At 62.7% G+C, this 23,387-nt stretch carries 24 protein-coding genes and 2 pseudogenes; 12 read left to right on the top strand and 14 right to left on the bottom strand.

Going from position 1 to position 23,387, the window contains the following annotated elements; all coding sequences use genetic code 11:
- Positions 1–146: 146 nt before the first annotated feature.
- Positions 147–1,451 carry a nicotinate phosphoribosyltransferase gene (gene pncB, locus ACX3P1_RS02170; protein ID WP_459077875.1) on the top strand — a complete coding sequence of 435 codons (1,305 nt, stop codon included), beginning with the start codon at positions 147–149 and terminating at the stop codon, positions 1,449–1,451.
- Here pncB and ACX3P1_RS02165 read toward each other — a convergent pair.
- Positions 1,441–1,611 carry a hypothetical protein gene (locus ACX3P1_RS02165; protein ID WP_459077874.1) on the bottom strand — a complete coding sequence of 57 codons (171 nt, stop codon included), beginning with the start codon at positions 1,609–1,611 and terminating at the stop codon, positions 1,441–1,443. The genes pncB and ACX3P1_RS02165 overlap by 11 nt on opposite strands.
- Here ACX3P1_RS02165 and ACX3P1_RS02160 point away from each other — a divergent pair.
- From ACX3P1_RS02160 to ACX3P1_RS02130, 7 genes are all read left to right on the top strand, one after another.
- On the top strand, positions 1,601–2,905 hold the full coding sequence (locus ACX3P1_RS02160; RefSeq protein ID WP_459077873.1) for an ABC transporter substrate-binding protein: 1,305 nt from the start codon (positions 1,601–1,603) through the stop codon (positions 2,903–2,905). The genes ACX3P1_RS02165 and ACX3P1_RS02160 overlap by 11 nt on opposite strands.
- Before the next feature lie 67 nt (positions 2,906–2,972).
- Positions 2,973–3,257, top strand: coding sequence for a hypothetical protein (locus ACX3P1_RS02155; RefSeq protein WP_459077872.1), 285 nt, complete (start codon positions 2,973–2,975; stop codon positions 3,255–3,257).
- Complete coding sequence (locus tag ACX3P1_RS02150; RefSeq protein WP_459077871.1) at positions 3,254–3,544, top strand: type II toxin-antitoxin system RelE/ParE family toxin; 291 nt, start codon at positions 3,254–3,256, stop codon at positions 3,542–3,544. Before ACX3P1_RS02155 ends, ACX3P1_RS02150 begins: the two co-directional genes overlap by 4 nt.
- A complete protein-coding gene (locus ACX3P1_RS02145; protein ID WP_459077870.1) occupies positions 3,545–4,426 on the top strand; it encodes a branched-chain amino acid ABC transporter permease in 882 nt (293 codons plus the stop codon).
- Complete coding sequence (locus tag ACX3P1_RS02140; protein ID WP_459077869.1) at positions 4,423–5,385, top strand: branched-chain amino acid ABC transporter permease; 963 nt, start codon at positions 4,423–4,425, stop codon at positions 5,383–5,385. Before ACX3P1_RS02145 ends, ACX3P1_RS02140 begins: the two co-directional genes overlap by 4 nt.
- A complete protein-coding gene (locus ACX3P1_RS02135) occupies positions 5,382–6,110 on the top strand; it encodes an ABC transporter ATP-binding protein (RefSeq protein ID WP_459077868.1) in 729 nt (242 codons plus the stop codon). Before ACX3P1_RS02140 ends, ACX3P1_RS02135 begins: the two co-directional genes overlap by 4 nt.
- Positions 6,103–6,810 (top strand): ABC transporter ATP-binding protein, encoded by a 708-nt coding sequence (locus ACX3P1_RS02130; RefSeq protein ID WP_459077867.1) that lies wholly within the window; start codon positions 6,103–6,105, stop codon positions 6,808–6,810. Before ACX3P1_RS02135 ends, ACX3P1_RS02130 begins: the two co-directional genes overlap by 8 nt.
- 6 nt (positions 6,811–6,816) lie before the next feature.
- Here the strand turns inward: ACX3P1_RS02130 and ACX3P1_RS02125 are convergent, their stop codons facing one another.
- The 6 genes and pseudogenes from ACX3P1_RS02125 to ACX3P1_RS02100 all read right to left on the bottom strand — a co-directional run.
- On the bottom strand, positions 6,817–8,247 hold the full coding sequence (locus ACX3P1_RS02125; RefSeq protein WP_459077866.1) for a sodium:proton antiporter: 1,431 nt from the start codon (positions 8,245–8,247) through the stop codon (positions 6,817–6,819).
- 53 nt (positions 8,248–8,300) lie between these two features.
- Positions 8,301–8,900 (bottom strand): bifunctional nicotinamidase/pyrazinamidase, encoded by a 600-nt coding sequence (pncA, locus tag ACX3P1_RS02120; RefSeq protein WP_459077865.1) that lies wholly within the window; start codon positions 8,898–8,900, stop codon positions 8,301–8,303.
- 177 nt (positions 8,901–9,077) lie between these two features.
- Positions 9,078–9,305, bottom strand: a complete 228-nt coding sequence (locus ACX3P1_RS02115; protein WP_459077864.1) for a formate dehydrogenase subunit delta — start codon at positions 9,303–9,305, stop codon at positions 9,078–9,080.
- A complete protein-coding gene (gene fdhD, locus ACX3P1_RS02110; RefSeq protein ID WP_459077863.1) occupies positions 9,295–10,137 on the bottom strand; it encodes a formate dehydrogenase accessory sulfurtransferase FdhD in 843 nt (280 codons plus the stop codon). The genes ACX3P1_RS02115 and fdhD overlap by 11 nt, the downstream gene beginning before the upstream one ends.
- A gap of 4 nt (positions 10,138–10,141) precedes the next feature.
- Positions 10,142–11,761: pseudogene (gene fdhF, locus ACX3P1_RS02105) on the bottom strand (formate dehydrogenase subunit alpha); the annotation flags it as partial.
- Positions 11,743–12,446, bottom strand: a pseudogene (locus ACX3P1_RS02100) (LysR family transcriptional regulator substrate-binding protein); the annotation flags it as partial. The pseudogenes ACX3P1_RS02100 and fdhF, both read right to left, overlap by 19 nt.
- A gap of 125 nt (positions 12,447–12,571) precedes the next feature.
- Here ACX3P1_RS02100 and ACX3P1_RS02095 point away from each other — a divergent pair.
- The 3 genes from ACX3P1_RS02095 (at position 12,572) to ACX3P1_RS02085 (ending at position 15,478) form a co-directional block, all read left to right on the top strand.
- Positions 12,572–13,216, top strand: coding sequence for a DUF47 domain-containing protein (locus ACX3P1_RS02095; RefSeq protein WP_459077862.1), 645 nt, complete (start codon positions 12,572–12,574; stop codon positions 13,214–13,216).
- Between the two features lie 5 nt (positions 13,217–13,221).
- Positions 13,222–14,223 carry an inorganic phosphate transporter gene (locus tag ACX3P1_RS02090; RefSeq protein ID WP_459077861.1) on the top strand — a complete coding sequence of 334 codons (1,002 nt, stop codon included), beginning with the start codon at positions 13,222–13,224 and terminating at the stop codon, positions 14,221–14,223.
- A 76-nt stretch (positions 14,224–14,299) separates the two neighbouring features.
- On the top strand, positions 14,300–15,478 hold the full coding sequence (locus tag ACX3P1_RS02085) for an Mrp/NBP35 family ATP-binding protein (protein ID WP_459077860.1): 1,179 nt from the start codon (positions 14,300–14,302) through the stop codon (positions 15,476–15,478).
- A gap of 61 nt (positions 15,479–15,539) precedes the next feature.
- Here the strand turns inward: ACX3P1_RS02085 and ACX3P1_RS02080 are convergent, their stop codons facing one another.
- Positions 15,540–15,992 (bottom strand): SRPBCC family protein, encoded by a 453-nt coding sequence (locus tag ACX3P1_RS02080; RefSeq protein ID WP_459077859.1) that lies wholly within the window; start codon positions 15,990–15,992, stop codon positions 15,540–15,542.
- A 171-nt stretch (positions 15,993–16,163) separates the two neighbouring features.
- Here ACX3P1_RS02080 and ACX3P1_RS02075 point away from each other — a divergent pair, with 171 nt between their 5' ends.
- Positions 16,164–17,966 (top strand): IlvD/Edd family dehydratase, encoded by a 1,803-nt coding sequence (locus ACX3P1_RS02075; RefSeq protein ID WP_459077858.1) that lies wholly within the window; start codon positions 16,164–16,166, stop codon positions 17,964–17,966.
- A gap of 4 nt (positions 17,967–17,970) precedes the next feature.
- On the opposite strand, the gene ACX3P1_RS02070 is transcribed toward ACX3P1_RS02075, so the two are convergent.
- The 6 genes from ACX3P1_RS02070 to hslV form a co-directional block, all read right to left on the bottom strand.
- Positions 17,971–18,930, bottom strand: coding sequence for a DUF1402 family protein (locus ACX3P1_RS02070; RefSeq protein ID WP_459077857.1), 960 nt, complete (start codon positions 18,928–18,930; stop codon positions 17,971–17,973).
- Between the two features lie 294 nt (positions 18,931–19,224).
- Positions 19,225–20,538, bottom strand: a complete 1,314-nt coding sequence (gene hslU, locus ACX3P1_RS02065; protein WP_459077856.1) for an ATP-dependent protease ATPase subunit HslU — start codon at positions 20,536–20,538, stop codon at positions 19,225–19,227.
- A 24-nt stretch (positions 20,539–20,562) separates the two neighbouring features.
- Positions 20,563–21,606, bottom strand: coding sequence for a hypothetical protein (locus ACX3P1_RS02060; protein WP_459077855.1), 1,044 nt, complete (start codon positions 21,604–21,606; stop codon positions 20,563–20,565).
- 1 nt (position 21,607) lies between these two features.
- The gene (locus ACX3P1_RS02055) at positions 21,608–22,210 is read right to left on the bottom strand and encodes a DUF2585 domain-containing protein (protein WP_459077854.1); all 603 of its coding nucleotides are present in this window, start codon (positions 22,208–22,210) and stop codon (positions 21,608–21,610) included.
- Complete coding sequence (locus ACX3P1_RS02050) at positions 22,207–22,722, bottom strand: GNAT family N-acetyltransferase (RefSeq protein ID WP_459077853.1); 516 nt, start codon at positions 22,720–22,722, stop codon at positions 22,207–22,209. Before ACX3P1_RS02050 ends, ACX3P1_RS02055 begins: the two co-directional genes overlap by 4 nt.
- A gap of 7 nt (positions 22,723–22,729) precedes the next feature.
- Positions 22,730–23,281: an ATP-dependent protease subunit HslV gene (gene hslV, locus ACX3P1_RS02045; RefSeq protein ID WP_459077852.1), complete on the bottom strand. Its 552-nt coding sequence runs from the start codon at positions 23,279–23,281 to the stop codon at positions 22,730–22,732.
- Positions 23,282–23,387: the final 106 nt, after the last annotated feature.

Below are 23,387 nucleotides of genomic sequence, written 5' to 3'. Positions count from 1 at the left end.
ATTGGGGGCCTGAGATTGGGGGCCTGAGATTGGGGCGGGCGCGGGACTTTTTGTCGGACCAGAAGGCAAAGCGGGAAGCGTTTTGCGAATTTCGATGCTAAGAGCCTTGCCGTGGACCGTCACCGGACAATGAAGGCGACAACACTATGGCAAAAACCGATATTGCGCGGCGCGTCTACAACCACACCTGGAAGCTCGATCCGATCGTGCGCAGCCTGCTCGACACGGATTTCTACAAGCTTTTGATGCTGCAGATGATCTGGGGCATGTATCCCAAGGTCGATACCACCTTCTCGCTGATCAACCGCACCACCTCGGTTCGGCTCGCCGACGAGATCGACGAAGGGGAACTGCGCGAGCAACTCGACCATGCGCGCACGCTGCGCTTTTCCAAGAAGGAAATGATCTGGCTGGGCGGTAATAATTTCTACGGCCGCAAGCAGATATTCGAGCCCGAATTCCTGGCGTGGCTCGAGAAATTCCGATTGCCGGAATATCATCTGGAAAAGCGCGACGGCCAGTACGAACTGACCTTCTCCGGTCCCTGGATGTACACGACATTGTGGGAAATCCCGGCGCTCGCCATCATCAACGAACTGCGCTCGCGCGCCGCGATGCGGCTATACGGGCCGTTCGCGCTCGACGTTCTCTACGCCCGCGCCAAGGCCAAGATGTGGGCGAAGACCGATCTGCTGAAGGTGCTGCCAGACATCAATATTTCCGATTTCGGCACCCGCCGCCGCCATTCCTTCCTGTGGCAGCGCTGGTGCGTCGAGGCCCTGAAGGAAGGCATCGGCAAAGCCTTCACCGGCACGTCGAACGTGCTTCTGGCCATGGACAACGACCTGGAAGCGCTTGGCACCAATGCGCACGAACTGCCGATGGTGTTCGCGGCTCTTGCCAATTCCGAAGCGGAGCTGAAGCAGACGCCCTACAAGGTGTTGCAGGACTGGCAGCGCTATTATGGCGGCAACCTGCTGATCGTCCTGCCCGACGCTTTCGGTACCGCCGCCTTCCTGCGCGACGCGCCCGACTGGGTCGCCGACTGGACCGGCTTTCGCCCGGACAGCGCGCCACCCATCGAAGCCGGCGAAAGGATCATCGCCTGGTGGCGCGAAAAGGGCCGTGATCCGAAGCAGAAGCTGCTGGTCTTTTCCGATGGGCTCGAGGTCGAGACGATCGTCGAGACGTACCGGCATTTCGACGGCAGGGTGCGCATGGCCTTCGGCTGGGGAACCAATTTGACCAACGACTTCGAGGATTGCGCCCCGGTCCCGACGAACCGGCTCGACGCCATATCGCTGGTCTGCAAGGTCACCGAGGCCAATGGCCGCCCAGCGGTGAAGCTTTCCGACAATTCGGAAAAGGCTACCGGCGATCCGGCCGAGATCGAGCGCTATTTGCGCATTTTCGGCAAGAAGGATCGCGCAAGGCACCTCGTCAAGGTTTGAAATTCCATTCCGCTTCGGTGAGCGCGTAGCGCTTGCCAGTAACCTCGAACGGCGCGCGATAAGCTGCCTTGCCATCATCCGGCATTGGTGATTGTGTGCCGTTCGTTTCGTCCCGTGGGGGGTCGGTCAGCACCAGAAGAGGACGTTCGATGCCTGACAAGAAGGGTTTTTTCGATCTTGGCCAAGCCACGCCAAGCCGCCGCACGGCGCTGAAAGGCATCGCCGCAGCCGCCGGATTGATCGCGGCTCCGGGCTTCGTGCGCTATTCTCAGGCGCAGAATTCCGCCCCGATCAAGATCGGCTTCCAGTCGCACCGCACCGGTATCGGCGCCGCCTATGGCCACTGGTATGAAAGAACCACGGACGCCGCGATCAAGGCCATCAACGCCGCCGGCGGCATCAACGGCCGACCGGTCGAGGTCATCATCGAGGACGACGGCACGGATGCGGGCCGGGGCTCGGAAGTGGTGGCGAAATTCGCCAAGCAGCACCAGACGGACATCGTCTATGGCACGCTGTTTTCCAATGTCGTCGTCGGCTCGGCGCCGACCGCGGGCGAACTCAAGATCCCTTATTATGTGGTCAGCGAAGGCTATCACGTCGCCTCTGGCAAGTTGAACCGCTGGTGCCTGCAGCCAGGCATTACCGACGTGCGCGCGCAGGTGACGTCGATGGCGCCATGGATCGCCGCCAATGCCGGCAAGAAAGTCACCATGATCTATCCAGATTATGCCTTCGGCTACGATCACCGCGACTACCTGCCGCCGGCGCTTGAAAAGGCCGGCGCGCAGGTCATCGCCCGGATCGCCATTCCACCGACGGAATCGTCCTTCACCAAATACTTTCCGCAGATCCCCAACGATACCGACGTGATCTATCACGTCATGGTCGGCCCGGCGGTGCTGACCTTCGTCAAGGAACTGGGCGAATTCTACGGCAACAGCGGCCCAAAGCTGTTCGGCTTTATCGATTCGCTGGAAGCCGTCGACATCAACAGCCCCGGTCTCGAATATCTCGAAGGCAGCCATTTCTGGGAGGGCTCGCCGCGGCTTGCACAGGCCAATGATACCGATGCGCAGAAAGCCTATCGCGCGGCCGTCGGCATCGACGACAATGGCGCTGCCGTTGAAAACCCGAAGGACGTTTCCACGGCCGGCCATATGTTCGGATGCTGGGAAACGCTCTACGTCATCAAGAAGGCGATGGAGGATTGCGCCTACAAGGGACCGGAGGACCGCGCCAGGCTGGTCGAGGCGACGGAAGCGCTGACCGACTTCGCCGAAGGCCCGGAACACCCGCAGGGGCCGAAAATCTTCAACGGCAAGATCCACCAGGTGTTCGGCGTCCAGTATATTTCCAAGCTGGAAAACGGCAGGCTGAACGTGATCCACAGAACGTCGATCGAGGACGGGATGTACGAGCCGGAAGCGGACTACACGACGCAGCCGCTTTAGGCCGCTTGCTTGCCGGATTGGTACTAACGGCGTATATACATCGTCAGTACCAATCCGGAGATGAGCCATGGCCAAGGAAGCCGTCTTCACCCTGAAGCTGGAACCGGAACTGCGCGACGCCTTCATGAACGCCGCCGCAGCGGCCGACAGGCCGGCTTCGCAGATCGTGCGCGAATTCATGCGCGACTACGTCCAGCAGGACAAGGACTATGTCGAATTCCTGCGCCGCAAGGTCGAGAAAGCGAGACAGTCCATTGCCGAGGGCAAATGGTCCAGCAACGAGGAAGTCGAAGCCAGAGCCGCTGCCCAGCGTGCCGAGCTTCAGCGTCGCATCGACGGAACTGATTCGTGAAAGTCGGGTGGTCATCCGACGCGGAGGATGACCGCGCTGACTTCAGAAACTATATCGCGACCGACAACCCACGCGCGGCGTTGCGCGTCGACCAGGCCCTTGGAGCAACCGCCGAGCGGTTGGGCACGTTTCTTTTGTCCGGACATGCCGGGATGCTGCCGGATACACGGGAAACACTGGCCCACGAGCATTATCGCCTGGTTTACGAGGTGCGTGACGATGCCGTCTGGATATTGGCCATAGTCCATACCTCCCGCCAATGGCCTCCGGCCGAGGCTGCCACCTGAATGGCCTTCGGACCCCATCTCCTGCTTGCCGTCCTTGAAGGTCTTGTCACCAGTTCCGTGCTGGCGCTGACGGCGCTTGGCCTGTCGCTGGTGTTCGGCGTGATGCGCATCGTCAATATCGCGCATGGCGAATTGTTCATGCTGGGCGCGGTGCTGGCCTGGGCGATCACCGATATGATCGGTGGCCCACCGGCGCTCGGCTTCGCGGCCGCGCTGGTGATCGCGCCGCTGATCGTCGGGGCGGTAGCCCTTGTCGCCGAACGACTGGTGCTGCGCCGGCTGAACTACAACCCGGAAGCCACGATCGTTGCCACCATCGGCATGCTCTACATCATCCAGCAGCTGGCGCTGACCTTCTACGGACCCGAGGCGCGCCCGGTGCCGCCGCCCTTCAACTTCCGCATCGCGCTGCCCTGGTTCGGCTATTCCGGCTACAAGCTGTCGATCATCGCCGCATCGGCGCTGGTCCTGATTGCGACGTGGCTGGTGCTGACCCGCACCAAAATCGGCCTCGTCATGCGCGCTACGCAGTACGACCGTGAGATCGCGCAGGCCTTCGGCATTCCGGTCGACCGCGTCTATGCCGGCGTCTTCGCGCTTGGTGCGATGCTGGCGGCGATCGCGGCGGTGCTGATCGTGCCGATCAGCCAGGCGCATTATCTGATGGGGCAGGACCCGCTGCTGTTGTCCTTCATCGTCGTCATCATCGGCGGCCTCGGCTCACTGCGCGGCACGGTCGTCGCCGCCGTGCTGATCGGGCTGTCGGACGGCATCGTTTCGATGTTCTTCTCGCCAACCTTGGCCAAGATCATCGCCACCCTGCTGGTCGCCATGGTGTTGGTGTTCCGGCCGCAGGGCTTGTTCGGGACGACCGCACGATGAGGGAAGAGGGTTCCGCCAAGGTCCATGCGCTGCATCTCGGCGTCATTGCCGTGCTGTTTGCGCTGAACTTCATCCTGCCCGATTATCACCAGAGCCTGCTTGCCCGCATCATGGTGCTGGCGGTGTTCGCCATGGGCTACAATGTTCTGTTCGGCTATGTCGGGCTGCTCAGCCTGGGCCATGCGATGTTCTTCTCAGTCGGGCTTTATGGCGCGGGCCTTGCCGTCGCGCATCTCGGTTGGGGCGTGCCGGAAGCGTTCGCCGCCGGACTTTTCTGCGGCACGGTGCTGGCGATGGCCGTCGGCGTGCTGGCGCTGCGCACCACCGGCGTCGCCTTCATGATCGTGACCATGATGTTCGCGCAGGCGTTTTTCCTCGCCATCCTCTATTTCGCGCCATGGACCGGCGGCGATCAGGGCGTGGTGGTGCCGCAGGCGGCGCGCGTGCTTCATCTCGGCTCGGCAACGCTCGACCTTATCCACCCGACCGTGCGCTATATGGCGGCGCTTGGCCTGTTTGCCGTCTGCCTCCTTGGCACGTCAGCCCTGGTCCGCTCCCGCCATGGCCGCGTTCTGGTGGCCATCCGCGAGAACGAAGAGCGCACGAAAATGCTGGGCTACGACACTTTCGCCACCAAGCTTGCGGCGGTCGTTTTGTCCGGCACCATCTGCGCCGCCGCCGGGGCCGCCTATGCGCTGCTGTTCGGCTATGTCGGCTCCAATTTCGCCTCGGTGCAATATTCGATCCTGCCGCTTTTATGGGTGCTGCTCGGCGGCGCGGCCACCACGCTCGGACCGCTGGTCGGCACGCTGTTCATGTATTACGTCATCGACCTCACCAGCTTCTACACCTCGGCCTATCTGCTGGTCGTCGGCGTGGCGCTGATCCTTCTGGTGCTGTTTTTCCCGAAAGGTGTGTTGGGCACCATCCGCCAGCGCTGGCTGGGGTGGCTGCCATGACGCCGTTGCTGACCACGACAGGACTGTCGCGCGATTTTGGCGGCTTGCGCGCGGTGGACAATGTCGATTTTTCGCTGATGCCGGGCGAAATCCGTGCCAACATCGGGCCGAACGGGGCCGGAAAGACCACCTTCGTCAGCCTGGTCTGCGGCCGTATCGAACCTTCGGGTGGAAAGATCACCTTCGATGGTATCGATATCACCGACCTTCCCGCACATCGCAGGGTGCGGCTCGGCATCGCCTATACGTTCCAGATCACCAGCGTTTTTTCCAACCTCACCGTCTATGACAATGTCGCCCTGCCGGTGCAGCGGACGCTGGAGGATGGGCGCGGCAGGGGCGCTGTACGAACAGGCGTGATGGAGGCGCTGGCGCGGGTCGGGCTTGCCGACTGTGTAGACACGCCGGCCGGCCAACTCGCCTATGGCCACCAGCGCCTGCTGGAAGTGGCGATGGGGCTGGCGCTGAAGCCGCGCCTGCTTATCCTCGACGAGCCGACGCAAGGGCTGGCCGATGCCGAGATCGATGTTTTCATCCCGCTGGTGCGCGAGATCGCCAAGGAGGCGACGGTGCTCATCATCGAGCACAATATGCGAGTGGTGATGGAACTGGCCCATCGCATCACCGTCATGAACGCTGGAAAGATACTGGCCGAGGGCACGCCGGAGCAGATCCGCGACGATGAAGCCGTACAGGAAGCCTATCTGGGGACCGCCCATGGCTGAGGCGCTGACCATTGCCGGGCTCGACTGTTTTTATGGTGAAGTGCAGGTGCTGCACGGCTTCGATCTCGCGCTGCACAAGGCCGAGGTGCTGTGCCTGCTCGGCCGCAATGGCGCCGGCAAGACAACCACGCTGAAGGCGATCATGGGGCTGGTGCCGGCAGCAAGCGGTTCGATAAAGCTCGACGGGAAGGAACTGACAGCACTTCCCGCGCATGAAGTGCCTAAAGCCGGCGTCGCCTATGTGCCGCAAGGCCGACGGCTGTTTGCGGAAATGACGGTGGCGGAAAATCTGGAAATCGGCCTGATGGCGCGCGGCAAGGGCAGAGAGACACGCGAAGCCGTGCTCGACCTGTTTCCGCTATTGCGCGAACGCCTCAAGCAGCGCTCCGGCACGCTGTCGGGCGGCGAACAGCAGATGCTGGCGATGGCGCGGGCGCTGTGCCTCGAGCCGCAGGTACTGCTGCTGGACGAGCCGACCGAAGGGCTGATGCCATCGATGATCGCCAAAATCCGTGAAACGGTGACACGGCTGCGCGAGCTTGGCGTTTCCACCATCCTGGTCGAGCAGCGGGTCGACGCCGTGCTGTCGCTCGCCGACCGCGTTACCTTCATCGAGAACGGCCGCAACCGCGAGACGCTCGCTGTTGCGGAATTGCGCGCCGATCCTGCGGCGATCAAGCGCTATGTTGGCGTAAGTTGACCTTCCTCATCCGAAGAAAAGAAAACTCGACAGGATAAACACCGGGATCAGCACGACGCCCGACCACAGCATGTAGCCGAAGAAACTCGGCATCTTCACGCCCTGCCGCCGGGCGATGGCGTAGACCATGAAGTTTGGCGCATTGCCGATATAGGTGTTGGCGCCCATGAACACCGCGCCCGCCGAAATCGCGGCCAGCGTCGAGGCGAACTCCGTCATCAAGTGCTGCGGATCGCCGCCGGCAAGCTCAAAAAACACCAGATAGGTCGGCGCGTTGTCGAGGAAGGATGACAGCAAGCCGGTCAGCCAGAAATAAGCCATGTCGTTGGGCTGGCCGCCGGGCAGCGTAACAAGCGCCACCAGTGGCGACAGCGCGCCTTCATGGCCGGCCTTGAGGATGGCGACCACCGGCACGATACAGACGAAGATGGCGGCGAACAGTTTTGCCACCTCGGCGATCGGCCCCCACTCGAAGCCGTTGGCCTCGCGGTATTCCTTGCGCGATACGGCCAGCGAGACGAAAGCCAGCGCGAGAATGATCACGTCGCGAACGAGGTTCTGTAACTCGACCTCGACGCCCTGAACGGTGAAGACAATGCCCGGCTTCCACGAAGCCGACATCAGGATGGCGGCGATGACACCGGCCAGCAGAGGCAGATTGGCGAGGCCGCGCAGGCGCACCTTCTTGTCCGGCGTCGGGTCCTTGACCTTCGGCGCGCCCTGTTCCCGGCGATGCAGGATCATGTCGAGCACGAAAAATACCACCAGCACGATGCCGCCGACGAACAGCGTGTCGGGCAGGATGTGGATCGTCGTCCAGAAGAAATCGACGCCGCGCAGGAAGCCGATGAACAGCGGCGGATCGCCGAGCGGGGTCAGCGAACCGCCGATATTGGCGACGAGGAAAATGAAGAAGATGACGACATGGGCGTTGAAGCGCCGGTTGTCATTGGCGCGGATGATGGGTCGGATCAGGATCATGGCCGCCCCCGTCGTGCCGATGATCGAGGCCAGGATCGAGCCGACCAGCAACAGCCCGGTATTGACCAGGGGCGTGCCGTGGATGTTGCCGGCGATCAGGATGCCACCCGAAATCGTGAACAGCGCAAACAGCAGGATGATGAAGGACATGTACTCCAGCAGCATGGCGTGGAGCACAGCTTCGGTGGCGGCGGAAGCGCCGAAGGACACCGCCATGGGGATGATCACCAGCGCCGCCCAGAAGGCGGCGATCTTGCCGTAATGGTGCTCCCAGACATGATGGAACAGCAACGGGCCGGTGGCGATGCACAGCAGTAGCCCGGCAAAGGGCAAAGCCCACCACAGCGCCATGGATGCACCGGGCAGGCCGTGCCCCTCGGCGGCCATCGCCGCGCCCGAGCACAAGGCGGAGATGGCGAACGTCGCCGTTGCCGTCACCAGTCTTGAAAATCGCATAAAAATCCCTCGTCCGATATTTTGTGCCCGGTATTGCCCGGTAAACCGCCGTTTCAAACCAGCGTTACGCCCGCCTCGCGCATGCGCGCCACCATCGCATCCACCGATCCATTGAGATCGATGCCGCGGCAGGCATCCAGCCTGACCGTCACGCCAAACCCCTGCTTTACCGCGTCCAGAGCCGAGAAGGCGACGCAGAAATCGGTGGCCAGGCCCACAAGTGTGATGGCGGAAATACCGCGCTCGCGCAGATAGCCCGAAAGGCCGGTCGGGGTGACATGATCGTTCTCGAAAAAGGCCGAATAGCTGTCGATTTCAGGGCGAAAGCCCTTGCGGATCACCAGTTCGGCCTTGCTCCAGGCGAGGCCGGAATGGAAATCAGAACCCAGGCTGCCCTGGATGCAGTGGTCGGGCCACAGCGTCTGCTCGCCATAGGGCATGGTGATCGTCTGGTAAGGCTGGCTGCCGGGATGGCTGGACGCAAAACTCGAATGGCCGGCCGGGTGCCAGTCCTGCGTCAGCACGACATGCTCGGCATCGCGGATCATGGCGTTGACCAATGGCACGATCTCGTCGCCGCCGCTGACGCCAAGCGCGCCGCCAGGGCAAAAGTCGTTTTGCAGGTCTATGACAATCAGCGCTTCGCCGGCCATGAAGCCAAACCTCCGGTTTCGTGTGCGCCGCGAAGCGGCCGGCGCAGAAACTTGACCAGATAGGGCGTCAGGTCAACCTGCAACCGTCCATGACGCTGGAACGTATACCAGCGTCAGCCCGGTCTACGCTGTCGGTATGCGGATGTTTCCGGCTTGAGGCCGGTCGTGCCGTCGCCGCTAGAGGGCAGGCTCGACCGGTTTTCTGATGGAAGGTGCAGCTTCCAGGACCAGAGGGTCGAACCCCTTACCGCCGGCGTCGATCATCTCGAAGGACTGGCGGCGCATGCGCCGCTCCCAGAACTTGTTGACGTGATCCGCCACCCCGGCGACGCCCTCGGCGTGCGGCTTCGACTTGAAGAACGTCGCGATCTGGTTGACCTGATAGATGAGTTTGTCAGGCGACATTTCTGGCAGCTCCGGAAACGATGCGGTCGGGATGGGTGAAGATGTCGAACTCGTCGCCGCGCACCAGCGCAACCAGCGTCATGCCGGCCTCTTCAGCGGTACGGATGGCAAGCGCGGTCGGGGCAGAGACGGCAATGATGAAGGGCGAACCGATCGCCGCCGTCTTCTGCACCATCTCGACGGAGACGCGAGAAGTGATGACTACCGCGCCGGAACCGCCATCGATGCCGGCTTTGGCCATCGCGCCCGCCAGCTTGTCGAGCGCGTTGTGGCGGCCGACATCCTCGCGGACCATCACGATTTCGCCCGACAGGCCGTTGCCGAGCAGGAAATAACCGGCGGCGTGCACCGCACCCGTCTCGGCGTGCAAAGGCTGGACTTTCGACAGCAGCTTCACCGAGCGGACGATGTCGGCGGCGTCAAGCGTAAGTTTGGACGCACCGACGGTATCGACAGAGCGCATCGCTTCCTCGATGGATTCGATGCCACATAGCCCGCACCCAACAGGCCCGGCCAGCCGGCGTCGCCGCGCCTCAAAGCGCGTGTTGGCGCTGTCCTTCAGCCTTATCTGGATATCGATGCCGCCGCCGTGATCCTCGACATCGATCGCCTCGACCTCCTCCGGCGAGGAGATGACGCCCTCGGTCAGGGAAAAGCCAAGGGCGAAATCCTCGAAATCGGCGGGGCTGGCCATCATCACCGCATGGGTGGTGCCGGCATAGGAAAACGCAATCGGCGTCTCCTCCGGCACCATGCGATTGGCCCGTGCGGTCCCGCTGGCGCGATGCGCCAGGCGGGATATTTGCACCAGAGCAGGGCGAGGCGAGGCCACCTGCCTACTCCGCCGCTTCCACCGATTCGATGAGCCGGGTCTGGCGGGACAGTTCGTCATACTCGACCTGCCACTCGCTCGGGCCGTTGGAGGGCGCTACCTGCACTGCTGTCACCTTGTATTCCGGACACCCGGTCGCCCAGTCGGTAAAGTCGGTGGTGATGACGTTCGCCTGCGTTTCCGGGTGATGGAAGGTGGTGTAGACCACACCAGGTGCTACCCGGTCGGTGACGAGCGCGCGCAGCGTCGTGTCGCTGGAACGGCTGGACAGCCGCACCAGATCGCCGTCGCGAATGCCGCGATCCTCGGCATCGTGCGGGTGGATTTCCAGCCGATCCTCGTCGTGCCAGGCGACGTTGTCGGTGCGCCTTGTCTGAGCGCCGACATTGTACTGGCTGAGAATGCGGCCGGTGGTGAGCAGCAGCGGGAAGCGCGGCCCGACCTTCTCGTCGGTCGCGACATATTCGGTCCGCACGAAATTGCCCTTGCCGCGAATGATGCCGTCCATGTGCATCACCGGCGTGCCCAGCGGCGCCTTCTCGTTGCACGGCCACTGGACCGAGCCTTCGCGTTCGAGCAGTCCGAAGGATACGCCGGCGAAAGTCGGCGTCGTTGCCGCGATTTCGTCCATGACCTGCGACGGATGCGTGTAGTTCCAGTCGAGGCCCAGCGCGCGGGCCAGTTCCTGGGTCGCTTCCCAGTCGGCATAGCGCGCCTTCGGCTCGATTACCTTGCGGACAAGGTTGATACGCCGCTCGGCGTTGATGAAGGTGCCGTCCTTTTCCAGGAATGTGGACCCGGGCAGGAACACATGCGCATAGCGCGCCGTCTCGTTGAGGAACAAATCGTGGACGACCACGCATTCCATCGCGGCCAGGCCGGCGGCGACATGCTTGGTGTCGGGATCGGACTGGAGAATGTCCTCGCCCTGCACGTAAAGGCCCTTGAACGTGCCCTCAACGGCGGCGTCGAGCATGTTGGGAATGCGCAGGCCCGGCTCGTTGTCGAGTTTCACGCCCCACAGATCCTCGTAGATCTTGCGCACCGTATCGATGGCGACATGCCGATAGCCCGGAAACTCGTGCGGGAAGGATCCCATGTCGCACGAACCCTGCACATTGTTCTGGCCGCGCAGCGGGTTAACGCCGACGCCGTTGCGCCCGATGTTGCCGGTCGCCATGGCGAGGTTGGCAATAGCCATGACGGCGGTCGAGCCCTGGCTATGCTCGGTGACGCCGAGACCGTAATAGATGGCACCGTTGCCGCCGGTGGCGTAGAGGCGCGCGGCCTGTCGGATCGTATCGGCATCGATGCGGCAGACCTTGGCCGTCTCTTCAGGGCTGTAGCGCGCGTCGGAGACGAATTCCGCCCAGTCCTCGAACGCACTCCAGTCGCAGCGCGTAAGGATATAGGTTTTGTCAAAGAGTTTTTCGGTGACGACGACATGGGCAAGACCGGTCAGGATGGCGACGTTGGTGCCCGGCTTGATCGGCAGGTGATAGGCTGCCTCGACATGCGGCGTCTTGACGAGATCGATGCGGCGCGGGTCGATGACGATGATCTTGGCGCCTTCGCGCAACCGCTTCTTCATACGCGAGGCAAAGACCGGGGCGCGGCCACGAGGCCGACCGTATGGCTGGCATCGGGGTCGACGATGGGAATGGCGCGAATAGGCTCGGCAAAGCCGAAGGTTTCCGCGAGGTTGAGCGACATGATCGACGACCACCTGCCGGTCGCTATGTGGGAAAACAGCACCAGCATCGAATTCGATTCCAGTGTCGGCCGCGACTGTTCGCCCGTCTCGGCCAGATGCTGGTCGATGATGCGCCGGTTCTGCATGTCCGGCGTCAGCAGGCATAGCGGCAGCTCGCTCACCTGCGCCCACGTCACGTCACGGCTGTCGGAATAGGGGTTTCCGATCGCCGTGATCAGTTGATAGCGTTCTTAGTAGAGCGGCACGCTGGTCACGCGGCCAAGCGGTTCATTGTCAGATAGGTAATGCCCGCGTCGACCTCGAAATTACCCAGCAAAGAGAGGATTTCGATCGATGTGTGCGACAGGATCGAAAACGTCACGCCGGGATGCTTTTCGCGAAACGGCGTCGTCAGCCGGGGCAGCATGGCCAAGGCGGTCGGGATGGCCGCGATGCGGATGCGCCCCGAAAGGCCGTGCTTCGCCGCCTGCATCTCCTCGCGCATCGAGCGCGCATCGCCGACGATGCGGCGCGCCCGAAATGCTTTTCGCGGGCCAGCGCGATGAAGTATTCCAGCTTGTCGATCATTGCGGCCGTCCTGTTTCGACCCGAGCTGGGGGAATTTGCCTGCAACCGCAAGCAGACCCGCACCGGCCCGCCCACATCTTTTTCAAGATTGCCTGTTTCCCCGGCTGTAGCGCGGGGCTATGGGAACGCATCGTCAGCGCTGCGAGGTTGGACATGCTGAACTGGTTCCGGAAATTGCTGCCACGCGAGGATCGCTTCTTCGACCTGTTCGAGCGGCATTCCCGGACGGTGGTTGGCGGCGCAGAGGCGTTGCAGCAGATGCTGGCCGGCGGCCCGGATGTCGAGCGATGGTGCCGGCAGATCGTCGATCTCGAAAACGAGGCCGACGCCATTACCGCCGAAGTGATGCTTGCGGTGCGCCGCTCTTTCATCACGCCGTTCGACCGCAGCGATATCCAGGACCTGATCCAGTCGATGGACGACGCCATCGACATGATGAACAAGACCGTAAAAACGGTGCGGCTGTTCGAAAAGACGGAATTCGATCCGCTGATGCAGGAAATGGGCAGCGTCATCGTCGAGGCTTCCCACCTGGTGGCGGAGGCGATCCCGCTGCTTGCCAAGCTCGGCGCGAACGTTCCGCGTCTTACCGCCATCGCCGAGGAGATCACCCGCCTCGAGGACCGCTCCGACGATCTGCACGAGCAGGGGCTGAAGGATCTTTTCCATCGCCACACCGGCGGCGATGCGATGGGGTTCATCGTCGGCAAGGAAATCTACGGCCAGTTGGAAAAGGTGGTCGACCGCTTCGAGGACGTCGCTGACGAAATCAGCGGCATCGTCGTCGAGAACGTCTGAGTTTCATGGAAACCCTCGCCTTTCCGCTGCTCTTTGGCCTGATTGCCATCGCCCTGATCTTCGATTTTCTGAACGGCCTGCACGATGCGGCCAACTCCATCGCCACCATCGTCTCGACCCGGGTTCTGCGGCCGCAATATGCGGTGTTCTGGGCGGCGTTCTTCAATTTCATCGCCTTCCTGTTCTTCGGCCTTCACGTCGCCGAGACGCTCGGCACCGGCATCATCGATGCCAACACCGTCACGCCGGCGGTCATCTTCGCCGCCCTTGTCGGGGCCATCGTCTGGAACGTCCTGACCTGGATCGTCGGCATTCCCTCCAGCAGTTCGCATGCGTTGATCGGCGGACTGGTCGGAGCCGGCGTCGCCAAGGCGGGAACGGGAGCCATCGTCGTGGGCGGCCTGTTCAAGACGGTTTCGGCAATCGTCTTGTCGCCATTGACCGGCTTCCTGCTGGCGCTCGTGCTGGTGCTGGCGGTCGCCTGGATATTCGTGCGCCAGTCGCCCTTTGCCGTCGACCGCACCTTTCGCGTCCTGCAATTCATTTCGGCCTCGGCCTATTCGCTCGGCCATGGCGGCAACGACGCGCAAAAGACCATGGGCATCATCGCCGTGCTGCTCTATTCGCAAGGCATGCTGGGCGACACTTTCTACGTACCGCTCTGGGTGGTGCTGACCTGCCAGTCGGCGCTTGCGCTGGGTACGCTGTTCGGCGGCTGGCGCATCGTCCACACCATGGGGTCGAAGATTACGCGGCTGAACCCGATGCAGGGCTTTTGCGCCGAAACAGGCGGCGCGATAACGCTGTTTGCCGCCACCTGGCTTGGCGTCCCCGTTTCGACGACGCACACCATTACCGGCGCGATTATCGGCGTCGGTGCTGCGCGCCGCGTTTCGGCCGTGCGCTGGGGCGTCGCCAAAAGCATCGTCGTTGCCTGGGTCGTCACGCTGCCGGCCACGGCGGCGATTTCAGCTGCTACCTATCTCGTAATCAGCCTGGCAGGGTGAGAGCGGCAATGTGGCGCTTGGTGTGCGCGCCCAATTGCCCTATCTCAGCCGCAGCACCCGCATTGAGGAAAGCGTCATGTCCGTCACCAATGAGATCGTCCTCGAACGCCTGAAGACGGTCAGCGGGCCGGATTTCTCCGGCAATATCGTCGAACTCGGCATGGTTTCCGAGATTTTCATCGCCGACGGCAAGGTCTTTTTCTCCATTACCGTTCCGGCCGCGCGCGCCAAGGAAATGGAACCGTTGCGCGCCGCAGCCGAGCGCGTCGTCAAGGCGATCCCTGGCGTTGCCAGCGCCATCGTCGCCCTGACCGCGGAGAAAAAGGGCGGCGGCATGGAAAGTGCTGTCCCGGCGCGCGCAGCACCTCCCCGGCCTGCCGCCCCACCCCATGCGCCGGCGGCCCGCCCCGCTCCGCACGCGCCCGCTTCGCACAGCCATGGCAAGCGCGGGGTGCCCGGCATCGAGGCGATCATCGCGGTCGCCTCCGGCAAGGGCGGCGTCGGCAAATCCACCACCGCCGTCAATATCGCGCTTGGCCTTGCCGCCAACGGGTTGAAGGTGGGCGTGCTCGACGCCGATATCTACGGGCCTTCCATGCCGCGCCTGCTCGGCATCAGCGGCCGGCCGCAGACCGTCGACGGCAAGGTGCTCAAGCCGATGGAGAATTACGGCCTGAAGGTCATGTCGATGGGTTTCCTCGTCGATGAAGAAACGCCGATGATCTGGCGTGGGCCGATGGTCATTTCGGCGCTGACGCAGATGCTGCGCGAGGTGGAGTGGGGGCCGCTCGACGTGCTGGTGGTCGACATGCCGCCCGGCACCGGCGACGCGCAACTGACCATGGCCCAGCAGGTGCCGCTGGCCGGTGCCGTTATAGTCTCGACCCCGCAGGACCTTGCCCTCATCGATGCGCGCAAGGGGCTGAACATGTTCAAGAAGGTCGACGTGCCGTTGCTCGGCATCGTCGAGAACATGAGCTATTTCATCGCCCCCGACACCGGCGCGCGCTACGACATTTTCGGCCATGGCGGAGCGCGGCGCGAGGCGGAACGGCTTGGCGTCACCTTCCTCGGCGAAGTACCGCTGGAAATGGGCATCCGCGAAAGCTCGGATGAAGGCCGGCCCGTCGTCGCCTCGAAACCGGATGGAGCCGAAGCCAAAATTTACCGCGCTATCGCCTCAAAAGTCTGGGAGCGGCTGCAGGAAGAAAAGGGCGCTGCCGCAGCGTCGGTGCCCAGCATCGTGTTCGAGTAGTTGCTCGCCTGACGAGGGACCCCGACCCCGGCCCTCCCCGCAAGGGGGAGGGTGAAGGGGCTCAGCCCGCGCTCACCTTCTCGTTGAATGACGAAAAAAACTGGCCGGCCAGCTTCTTCGAGGTCGATTCGATCAATCGGCTGCCGAGTTGAGCGATCTTGCCGCCGACATCGGCCTTCGCCGCATATTTCAGGATGGTCGCATCCGCGCCGTCGGCGACCAGCGTTACGTCCGCGCCGCCCTTGGCGAAGCCGGCGATGCCGCCCTTGCCCTCGCCCTGGATGGTATAGCTGTTCGGGGGGTTGAGGTTCTTCAGCGTCACCTCGCCGTTGAACGTCGCCTTGATCGGGCCGATCTTCAACACCACTGTCGCCGCCATCTCGGTCGGCGACTTCATCTCGAGGTTCTGGCAGCCGGGAATCGTCGCCTGGAGTATCGCCGGATCGTTCAGCGCTTCCCACACTTTTTGTATGGGTGCTGCGATACGTTCTTCGCCCTCGATCAACAAAGCCATCTCGATCCTCCCTGAAAAATCAGCTTGTGCAAGCCGTAACGCAGCCTTCTATTCTTGTCTATCGCACCAAAGTCGGTGCAGGGCTTGTCTATCCGTCCGTGCCGTGGCGAGCACCCTTGCCTCTGCCTGCACGTTGGCATATCCATTTGTCGTACAAATACGGAGACCAGAATGGCCGGCGCACCCCTCAAGAAAAAACTCCGCTCGCAGGAGTGGTTCGACAATCCCGACAATCCCGGCATGACGGCGCTCTATCTCGAACGATACCTGAACTACGGGCTGACCCGCGCCGAACTGCAATCGGGCAAGCCGCTGATCGGCATCGCGCAGACCGGCTCCGACCTGTCGCCGTGCAACCGCCATCATCTGGAACTGGCCAAGCGGGTGCGCGACGGCATCGTGTCGATGGGCGGCATTCCATTCGAATTTCCCTGCCACCCGATCCAGGAGACGGGCAAGCGCCCAACCGCCTCGCTGGACCGCAATCTTGCCTATCTTTCGCTGGTCGAAGTGCTTTACGGCTATCCGCTCGACGGCGTTGTGCTGACCGTCGGCTGCGACAAGACGACGCCGGCCATGCTGATGGCGGCCGCCACGGTCAACATTCCGGCCATTGCCCTTTCGGTCGGGCCGATGCTGAATGGCTGGCACAAGGGCAAGCGCACCGGCTCCGGAACCATCGTCTGGGAATCGCGCCAGCGGCTTTCGGCGGGCGAGATCGGCTATGACGAATTCATGGACATCGTCGCCTCCTCGGCGCCCTCGGTCGGCTACTGCAACACGATGGGCACCGCCACCACCATGAATTCGCTGGCCGAAGCGCTCGGCATGCAGTTGCCGGGTTCTGCCGCCATTCCCGCACCCTACCGCGAACGCGGCCAGATTTCCTACGAGACCGGCCGGCGCATCGTCGAAATGGTGCATGAAGATTTGAAGCCGTCCGACATCATGACGCGCGAGGCTTTCGAGAACGCCATCGTCGTCAATTCGGCCATTGGCGGCTCGACCAACGCGCCGATCCATCTCAATGCCATCGCCCGCCATCTCGGCGTGAAGCTCGACAATGACGACTGGCAGGAGATCGGCCACCATGTGCCGTTGCTGGTCAATCTGCAGCCGGCGGGCGAATATCTGGGCGAAGACTATCACCATGCGGGCGGTGTGCCGGCGGTCATCGCCGAACTGATCCGGGGCGGCCTGCTGCCGCATCCGCAAGCGATTACCGCCAACGGCAAGACCATGAGCGAAAACTGCGCAGCGGTCGAAAACCTCGATCTGAAAGTCATTTTCACGGTCGCCGCGCCGCTGAAAAAAGACGCCGGCTTCATCAATCTGAAGGGCAACCTGTTCGATAGCGCCATCATGAAGACCAGCGTGATTTCGAAGGAATTCCGCGACCGCTATCTGTCCAATCCGCGTGACCCGGAAGCCTTCGAGGGCAAGGCGGTCGTGTTCGACGGGCCGGAAGACTACCACGCCCGCATCGACGATCCGGCGGAGGGTATCGACGAGTTCACGATCCTGTTCATGCGCGGCGCTGGCCCGGTCGGTTATCCAGGCGGCGCGGAAGTGGTCAACATGCAGCCGCCGGCCTATCTCATCAAGCGCGGCATCCATTCGCTGCCCTGCATCGGCGACGGCCGCCAGTCGGGCACGTCGGGAACGCCATCGATCCTCAATGCCTCGCCAGAAGCGGCGGTCGGCGGCGGGCTGGCACTCTTGAAAGCCGGCGACCGCGTGCGTGTCGATCTGCGCAAAGGCACCGCCGACATCCTCGTCACCGACGACGAGATGACGCGCCGCCGCGCCGAACTGCAAAACAATGGCGGCTACGCCTACCCGGCGCACCAGACGCCATGGCAGGAAATCCAACGCAGCATGGTCGACCAGTTCGATGGCGGGATGGTGCTGAAGCCGGCAGTCAAATACCAGGATGTCGCGCACAAGTCAGGCGTGCCGCGCGACAACCACTGACGCTTCAAAAAAGCGCGCGCAATTCCGGCAGCTTGTCGTTGACCAGCCAGCCGTAATAATTTTCCTCGGGCAGCTTTTCAGGCTCGCCCGCGGCGCGGCGCCTGTCGTTTTCCGCCTTCAGCGCATAGGCGCGCTGTTCGGGATTGCCGACATTGTAGAGTGTCGCGGTGATCCCCGGATTGCCGGAAATATCGAAGCCGGCAATGTTCCTGTAGGCGTCGATGGACTTCTTCAGCGTCGCGGCGACATAAGCGAGCGTCAGGTCCGGGTCCATGATCGTCTTGTAAACGGTATTCGGGTCGCTCACGTCGAGCTTCGGCAGCCCGGAGACCTTGTGGACAAGGTCGCTCATCTGCAAGGCGGTCAGCGGGTTGAGCTGGCCGAGCCCGAAGGTCTGGCCGGCGTAATAGGGCTGGAAGAAGGTGGCGCCGAAGCGGTTGTCGGGAAAGCTCGTGCCGCCGACCGTCTTGCCGCGAAAAGCGTGGTTCCAGATTTGCTCGCGGCATTCCCATAAATCATAGCTGCCGGACTGGCTCGCGCATTTCGAAAATTGCGGCCGCTGCAGAAAGGTCGAGATGTCTTCGCCGTCATGGGCGAAGGTCAGCTTGCTCGCCAGATAGGAGATCGCCTTGACGTAGTAGGTCTGCAAGCGGTCGTAGGCATCGACATTGTAGGTATGCTCGCCGACGATGGCGCCGACAATATGGATCGGGTCGATGCCGTAGGCGGCAGCCGCCTGCCTGATCTTGTCGCGAAGCTTGGCGTCGTTTTGCAACAGCGCATAAACCTTGCGGTACTTCGCCTGAAAGGTGGTGTTGGTGGCCTGGGTGCGCCGGCTGGAAGCGCCCGGTATCGAGGGCTGCTCCACATGGCGATTGCCGGGGGGAACACGCGTTGCCGCTGCCGCCGGCAAGGCTCCGGCCGCCAGGACCAGGGCAAGGATGACAAAGATCAGCTTCTTCATGCGCCGCCGTCTGCAAATGTTGCCACGCAACCTAGAAAAAGCGCCGAACCAAGTCGAGCCTTCTATCGTTGCGAGCGCCTAAAGCCGGGCATATGCTTCCATTTGGCCACAGTCGGGCGTACCCGCGGTTGTGCTGGAGGATACCCCCACCCCGCAAGGGGGAGGGAAATCAGGCTGCGGCTTCTTCAACAGCGCCAGGGTTTCGCTCGAGTTGTCCGGAAGTCCCCTTCCCCTTGTGGGGAGGATTAGGGTTGGGGGTTCTCATTCGAGAAGACCTAGCCGGAAGAAAGCCGCCTACAGGATAAACCGCGACAAATCCGTGTTGCGCGACAGGTCGCCGACATGCTTCTGCACATAGGCGGCGTCGATGGTGACCGCCGTGCCGTTGCGGTCGGGCGCATCGTAGGAAATCTCGTCCAGCACCCGTTCCATCACCGTCTGCAGCCGCCGCGCGCCGATGTTCTCGACGGTGGCGTTGAGATCGACGGCAATGCCGGCCAGCGAATCGATGGCGTCGTCGGTAAAGATCAGATCGACGCCTTCGGTCTTCATCAGCGCGATATACTGCTTGATCAGAGCGGCCTCGGTTTCGGTGAGGATGCGTACGAAATCGTCCTTTTCCAGTGCGCGAAGTTCGACGCGGATCGGCAGGCGGCCCTGCAGTTCGGGCAGCAGGTCGGACGGCTTGGCGACATGGAACGCGCCCGAGGCGATGAACAGGATGTGATCGGTCTTTACCGGCCCATATTTGGTCGCAACCGTGGTGCCCTCGACCAGCGGCAGCAGGTCGCGCTGCACGCCTTCGCGCGAGACGCCAGCGCCCATGCCGCCTTCGCGGTTAGCGATCTTGTCGATCTCGTCGAGGAAGACGATGCCGTCTTCCTGCGTCGCTTCCAGCGCCCGGCGCACCACCTCGTCCTGGTCGAGCAGCTTGTCGGACTCGTCTTCGATCAACAGCCCGTAGGAATCCTTGACCGTGGTCTTGCGCATCTTGGTGCGCTTGCCGCCCATGGCCTTCGACAGCATGTCGTTGATGTTCATGACGCCGATATTCGCGCCCGGCATGCCGGGAATCTCGAAACCGGGCATGCCGCCGGTGCCGGTATCGGCCACCTCGACCTCGATTTCCCTGTCGTCCATTTCGCCGTCGCGCAGCTTCTTGCGGAAACTGTCGCGGGTAGCGGGGCTGGCCGTCTTGCCGACCAGCGCCTCCAGCACGCGTTCCTCGGCGTTGATGTGGGCGCGCGCCTTGACGTCCTCGCGCATCTTTTCGCGCACGAGGCCGATGGCGATCTCGACCAGGTCGCGGATGATCTGCTCGACGTCGCGGCCGACATAGCCGACCTCGGTGAACTTGGTTGCCTCGACCTTGACGAAGGGCGCACCCGCCAGCTTGGCCAGGCGGCGAGAAATCTCGGTCTTGCCGACGCCGGTCGGTCCGATCATCAGGATGTTCTTCGGCATCACCTCTTCGCGCATCTGGCCTTCCAACTGCTGGCGGCGCCAGCGGTTGCGCAAGGCGATGGCGACGGCGCGCTTGGCGTCTTTCTGGCCGATGATGAAACGGTCGAGTTCCGAAACGATTTCACGGGGGGAAAATGTGCTCATGACACGCTACTCTGCTTTCAATTGTTATCCGTGGGAGGGAAGCCAGCGGGAAAAGCCGGCGGGCAACAAGCCCAGAAAGAACCCGCGCAGCGCGCGCCAGCCGGCGCTGAGCAGCAGCACGAGCGCGCCCAGCACCAGCATGGTCAGCGGCACCACGCTGTCGATAAGGCCGGAGCCGCCGACCAGCGTGCCGAACGCTATGCCGGCATAGGACAGGCCCGACACCAGGATCGCGCGCCGGTCGACCAGGATAGCCACCAGGGCCAGCACGACAAAGATGCCGAGGATGCCCCACGCGGAGGCGGCATCCGCCCCGCCGGGGCGGATAATGAAGCCGCTCACCAGTGGGTGCACGATCAAAGGTGCAGCCAGCATATGCAGCCAGAAGGCGATATCGGTGCGTCGGGTTTGCCGCTTCGGATCGCTGAGGTCGAACCGCATGGCGAGCGCGAACACCAGAAGGCCACAGACCAGCAATGATGGCGTCAGATACGCGCTGAAAGCCTCGGGAGACATGGTCCGCAAGGTCCCCACGACAACCGCGCCGGCCGCTGCCGCGACCGTGATCGGCACGTGGAAGCGCCGGTAGTGAACAAACGCGGCCGCAACCGTCACGAGCGCCGCCCCCACCAATGAGGCCGGATCATTGCTGCTGGTATTTGCCGTGAGGGCATCGATCCATGCCGCCACGGTGACGAATGTCGACGCCGAAAAAGCCAGCAGCAAGGCGATGCTCGGCAGCGCCATGCGCCGCCGGCGCGTGAAATATTCAGCCAGCAGCCAGCTTGCGACAGCCACGATCAGCATACCGCCCTGTCCGGCAAGTCGATAGCCGAAATAGGCGGCCGCGCCGAGGAACAGGCCAAGCCCGATGGTGACGAAAATGTCGCTGAACCCGTTGATGAAGCGGAACTGCTCGTCGTCGCGCGTGACCGAAGCCGACCGGCTGCTTTCGAGATCGCGAAGCGCCTGCGCCTGCTCGCCCGTCAGCAGGTCGCCCTCGACCGCCGCCGACAGCGTGTCCGCGCTGATCGCCGATATCATCGATTGGACCTTGTCGCCGGTCATGTCACATCAATCCCGATTGCCACTGCTTGATGGACTCGAACGGATGCAGCAGCATGATCACGTTGAGTGTCAGATTGTCCCGGATGATATAGCCGACGGCGAGTTCGAAAAGGACGGCGAGCGCCACGACCACCAATATAGGAAGCCGCCGCGCCATCACAAATCCCAGCACCATCGCCAGCGTGTCGGACACCGAGTTGAGGATGGAATCGCCGTAATAGTCGAGCGAAATGGTGCCTTCGCGATAGCGGTTGATGATGAAGGGGCTGTTTTCGACGATCTCCCACGCGCCTTCCACGGTCATGGCCAGCACCAGCCGAAACCATATCGACGATTTCGGGAACAACAGCCACGCCGCCCCATAGAACAGGAAGCCGTGGATGATGTGCGAGAAGGTGTACCAGTCGGTGATGTGCTGGGAATTCTCCGAACTGTTGACGACGCCGTGCCAGAATTTGACGTAACCGCAGGTGCAGATCGCCGGATGGCCCTGCATGGCAAGCGCGACGATCTGGATGGCAATCAGGCCGGCGGCGATGGCGAGCCCTGCCCGCCACGACATCTGGGTGGCGGTCAGGCCGCCCTTGTTGGCTGCTTCGGTCATTGTTCGCCCTCATCCGCATCGATGGCCATCAGCAGCGCCCGCCCATATTCCGACGTTCGTTCGCCGAGCGGCCGAAACCCCGCCTTTTCGTAAGCCCTTATCGCCCTGCCATTATCCGGGTGAGGGTCGATGACGACGCGCAGCGCGCCTTCCTCGAAAAGCATTTCGGTGAACTGCCGGACGATCGCCGAGCCATGGCCGATACCGACCAATTCCGGCACGCCGATGGAAATGTCGATGCCGAGCGTGCCGAAAGGCTGGTCCGCATAGGGATGGTCGTCTTCCAGATGCGGATCGTAGCTTTGCAGATAGGCGATGGCGCGGCCGTCCAGTTCGACGATGAGCGGCTCGACCTCGTCGCTGTCGATATGCTCGCGGATGGAAGCGATTTCCGCTGCCGGGTCGCCCCACCATTTTGCCGTATGCGGCAGGGCCAGCCAGCCGGCGATTATCGGCAGATCGGCCTCCGTCACCGCGCGGAAGTCGTAGACCGGCGCAGTCTTACTCGGCATCCCAGCCTTATTCGGCATCAATGACTTCGACGACGAAATTGTTGTTGGTGTAGACGCAAATCTCGGAAGCGATCTTCATCGCCCTGCGAGCGATTTCTTCCGCGTCCTTGTCGCTGTCGATCAGGGCGCGGGCGGCGGCCAACGCATAATTGCCGCCCGAACCGATGGCCATGACGCCGTCTTCCGGCTCCAGCACGTCGCCATTGCCGGTCAGCGCCAGCGACACGGATTTGTCGGCCACCAGCATCATCGCTTCCAGCCGGCGCAGATAGCGGTCGGTGCGCCAGTCCTTGGCCAGTTCCACGCAGGCGCGGGTCAATTGGTCTGGATATTGCTCGAGCTTGGCCTCCAGCCGCTCCAGAAGCGTGAATGCGTCGGCGGTGGCGCCCGCGAACCCGGCAATGACCTTGCCGTCCTTGCCGATGCGGCGCACCTTCTTGGCGTTGCCCTTCATGATGGTCTGGCCGAGGCTGACCTGGCCGTCGCCGGCGATGACCACCTTGCCGCCCTTGCGCACGGTGATGATGGTGGTGGCGTGCATGCTCAGTTCATTCGACATATTTTGGCTCCGATGCCGCGCGGTCCCGATAAGGCGACCAGCGCGTTACGAGTGATTTGATCGGCCATATGTATGCAAGCGAAGGGCGATTGCAAACCGGCTTGTT

The sequence above is a fragment of the Mesorhizobium sp. A623 genome (assembly GCF_054489405.1).
This window is presented reverse-complemented; position numbering and strand designations above follow the sequence as displayed.

Coding starts and splice junctions, on each gene's coding strand:
- pncB (WP_459077875.1), top strand. CDS start 147: ATGGCAAAAACCGATATTGCGCGGCGCGTCTACAACCACACCTGGAAG.
- ACX3P1_RS02160 (WP_459077873.1), top strand. CDS start 1,601: ATGCCTGACAAGAAGGGTTTTTTCGATCTTGGCCAAGCCACGCCAAGC.
- ACX3P1_RS02155 (WP_459077872.1), top strand. CDS start 2,973: ATGGCCAAGGAAGCCGTCTTCACCCTGAAGCTGGAACCGGAACTGCGC.
- ACX3P1_RS02145 (WP_459077870.1), top strand. CDS start 3,545: ATGGCCTTCGGACCCCATCTCCTGCTTGCCGTCCTTGAAGGTCTTGTC.
- ACX3P1_RS02140 (WP_459077869.1), top strand. CDS start 4,423: ATGAGGGAAGAGGGTTCCGCCAAGGTCCATGCGCTGCATCTCGGCGTC.
- ACX3P1_RS02135 (WP_459077868.1), top strand. CDS start 5,382: ATGACGCCGTTGCTGACCACGACAGGACTGTCGCGCGATTTTGGCGGC.
- ACX3P1_RS02130 (WP_459077867.1), top strand. CDS start 6,103: ATGGCTGAGGCGCTGACCATTGCCGGGCTCGACTGTTTTTATGGTGAA.
- ACX3P1_RS02125 (WP_459077866.1), bottom strand. CDS start 8,247: ATGCGATTTTCAAGACTGGTGACGGCAACGGCGACGTTCGCCATCTCC.
- pncA (WP_459077865.1), bottom strand. CDS start 8,900: ATGGCCGGCGAAGCGCTGATTGTCATAGACCTGCAAAACGACTTTTGC.
- ACX3P1_RS02115 (WP_459077864.1), bottom strand. CDS start 9,305: ATGTCGCCTGACAAACTCATCTATCAGGTCAACCAGATCGCGACGTTC.
- ACX3P1_RS02095 (WP_459077862.1), top strand. CDS start 12,572: ATGCTGAACTGGTTCCGGAAATTGCTGCCACGCGAGGATCGCTTCTTC.
- ACX3P1_RS02090 (WP_459077861.1), top strand. CDS start 13,222: ATGGAAACCCTCGCCTTTCCGCTGCTCTTTGGCCTGATTGCCATCGCC.
- ACX3P1_RS02085 (WP_459077860.1), top strand. CDS start 14,300: ATGTCCGTCACCAATGAGATCGTCCTCGAACGCCTGAAGACGGTCAGC.
- ACX3P1_RS02080 (WP_459077859.1), bottom strand. CDS start 15,992: ATGGCTTTGTTGATCGAGGGCGAAGAACGTATCGCAGCACCCATACAA.
- ACX3P1_RS02075 (WP_459077858.1), top strand. CDS start 16,164: ATGGCCGGCGCACCCCTCAAGAAAAAACTCCGCTCGCAGGAGTGGTTC.
- ACX3P1_RS02070 (WP_459077857.1), bottom strand. CDS start 18,930: ATGAAGAAGCTGATCTTTGTCATCCTTGCCCTGGTCCTGGCGGCCGGA.
- hslU (WP_459077856.1), bottom strand. CDS start 20,538: ATGAGCACATTTTCCCCCCGTGAAATCGTTTCGGAACTCGACCGTTTC.
- ACX3P1_RS02060 (WP_459077855.1), bottom strand. CDS start 21,606: ATGACCGGCGACAAGGTCCAATCGATGATATCGGCGATCAGCGCGGAC.
- ACX3P1_RS02055 (WP_459077854.1), bottom strand. CDS start 22,210: ATGACCGAAGCAGCCAACAAGGGCGGCCTGACCGCCACCCAGATGTCG.
- ACX3P1_RS02050 (WP_459077853.1), bottom strand. CDS start 22,722: ATGCCGAGTAAGACTGCGCCGGTCTACGACTTCCGCGCGGTGACGGAG.
- hslV (WP_459077852.1), bottom strand. CDS start 23,281: ATGTCGAATGAACTGAGCATGCACGCCACCACCATCATCACCGTGCGC.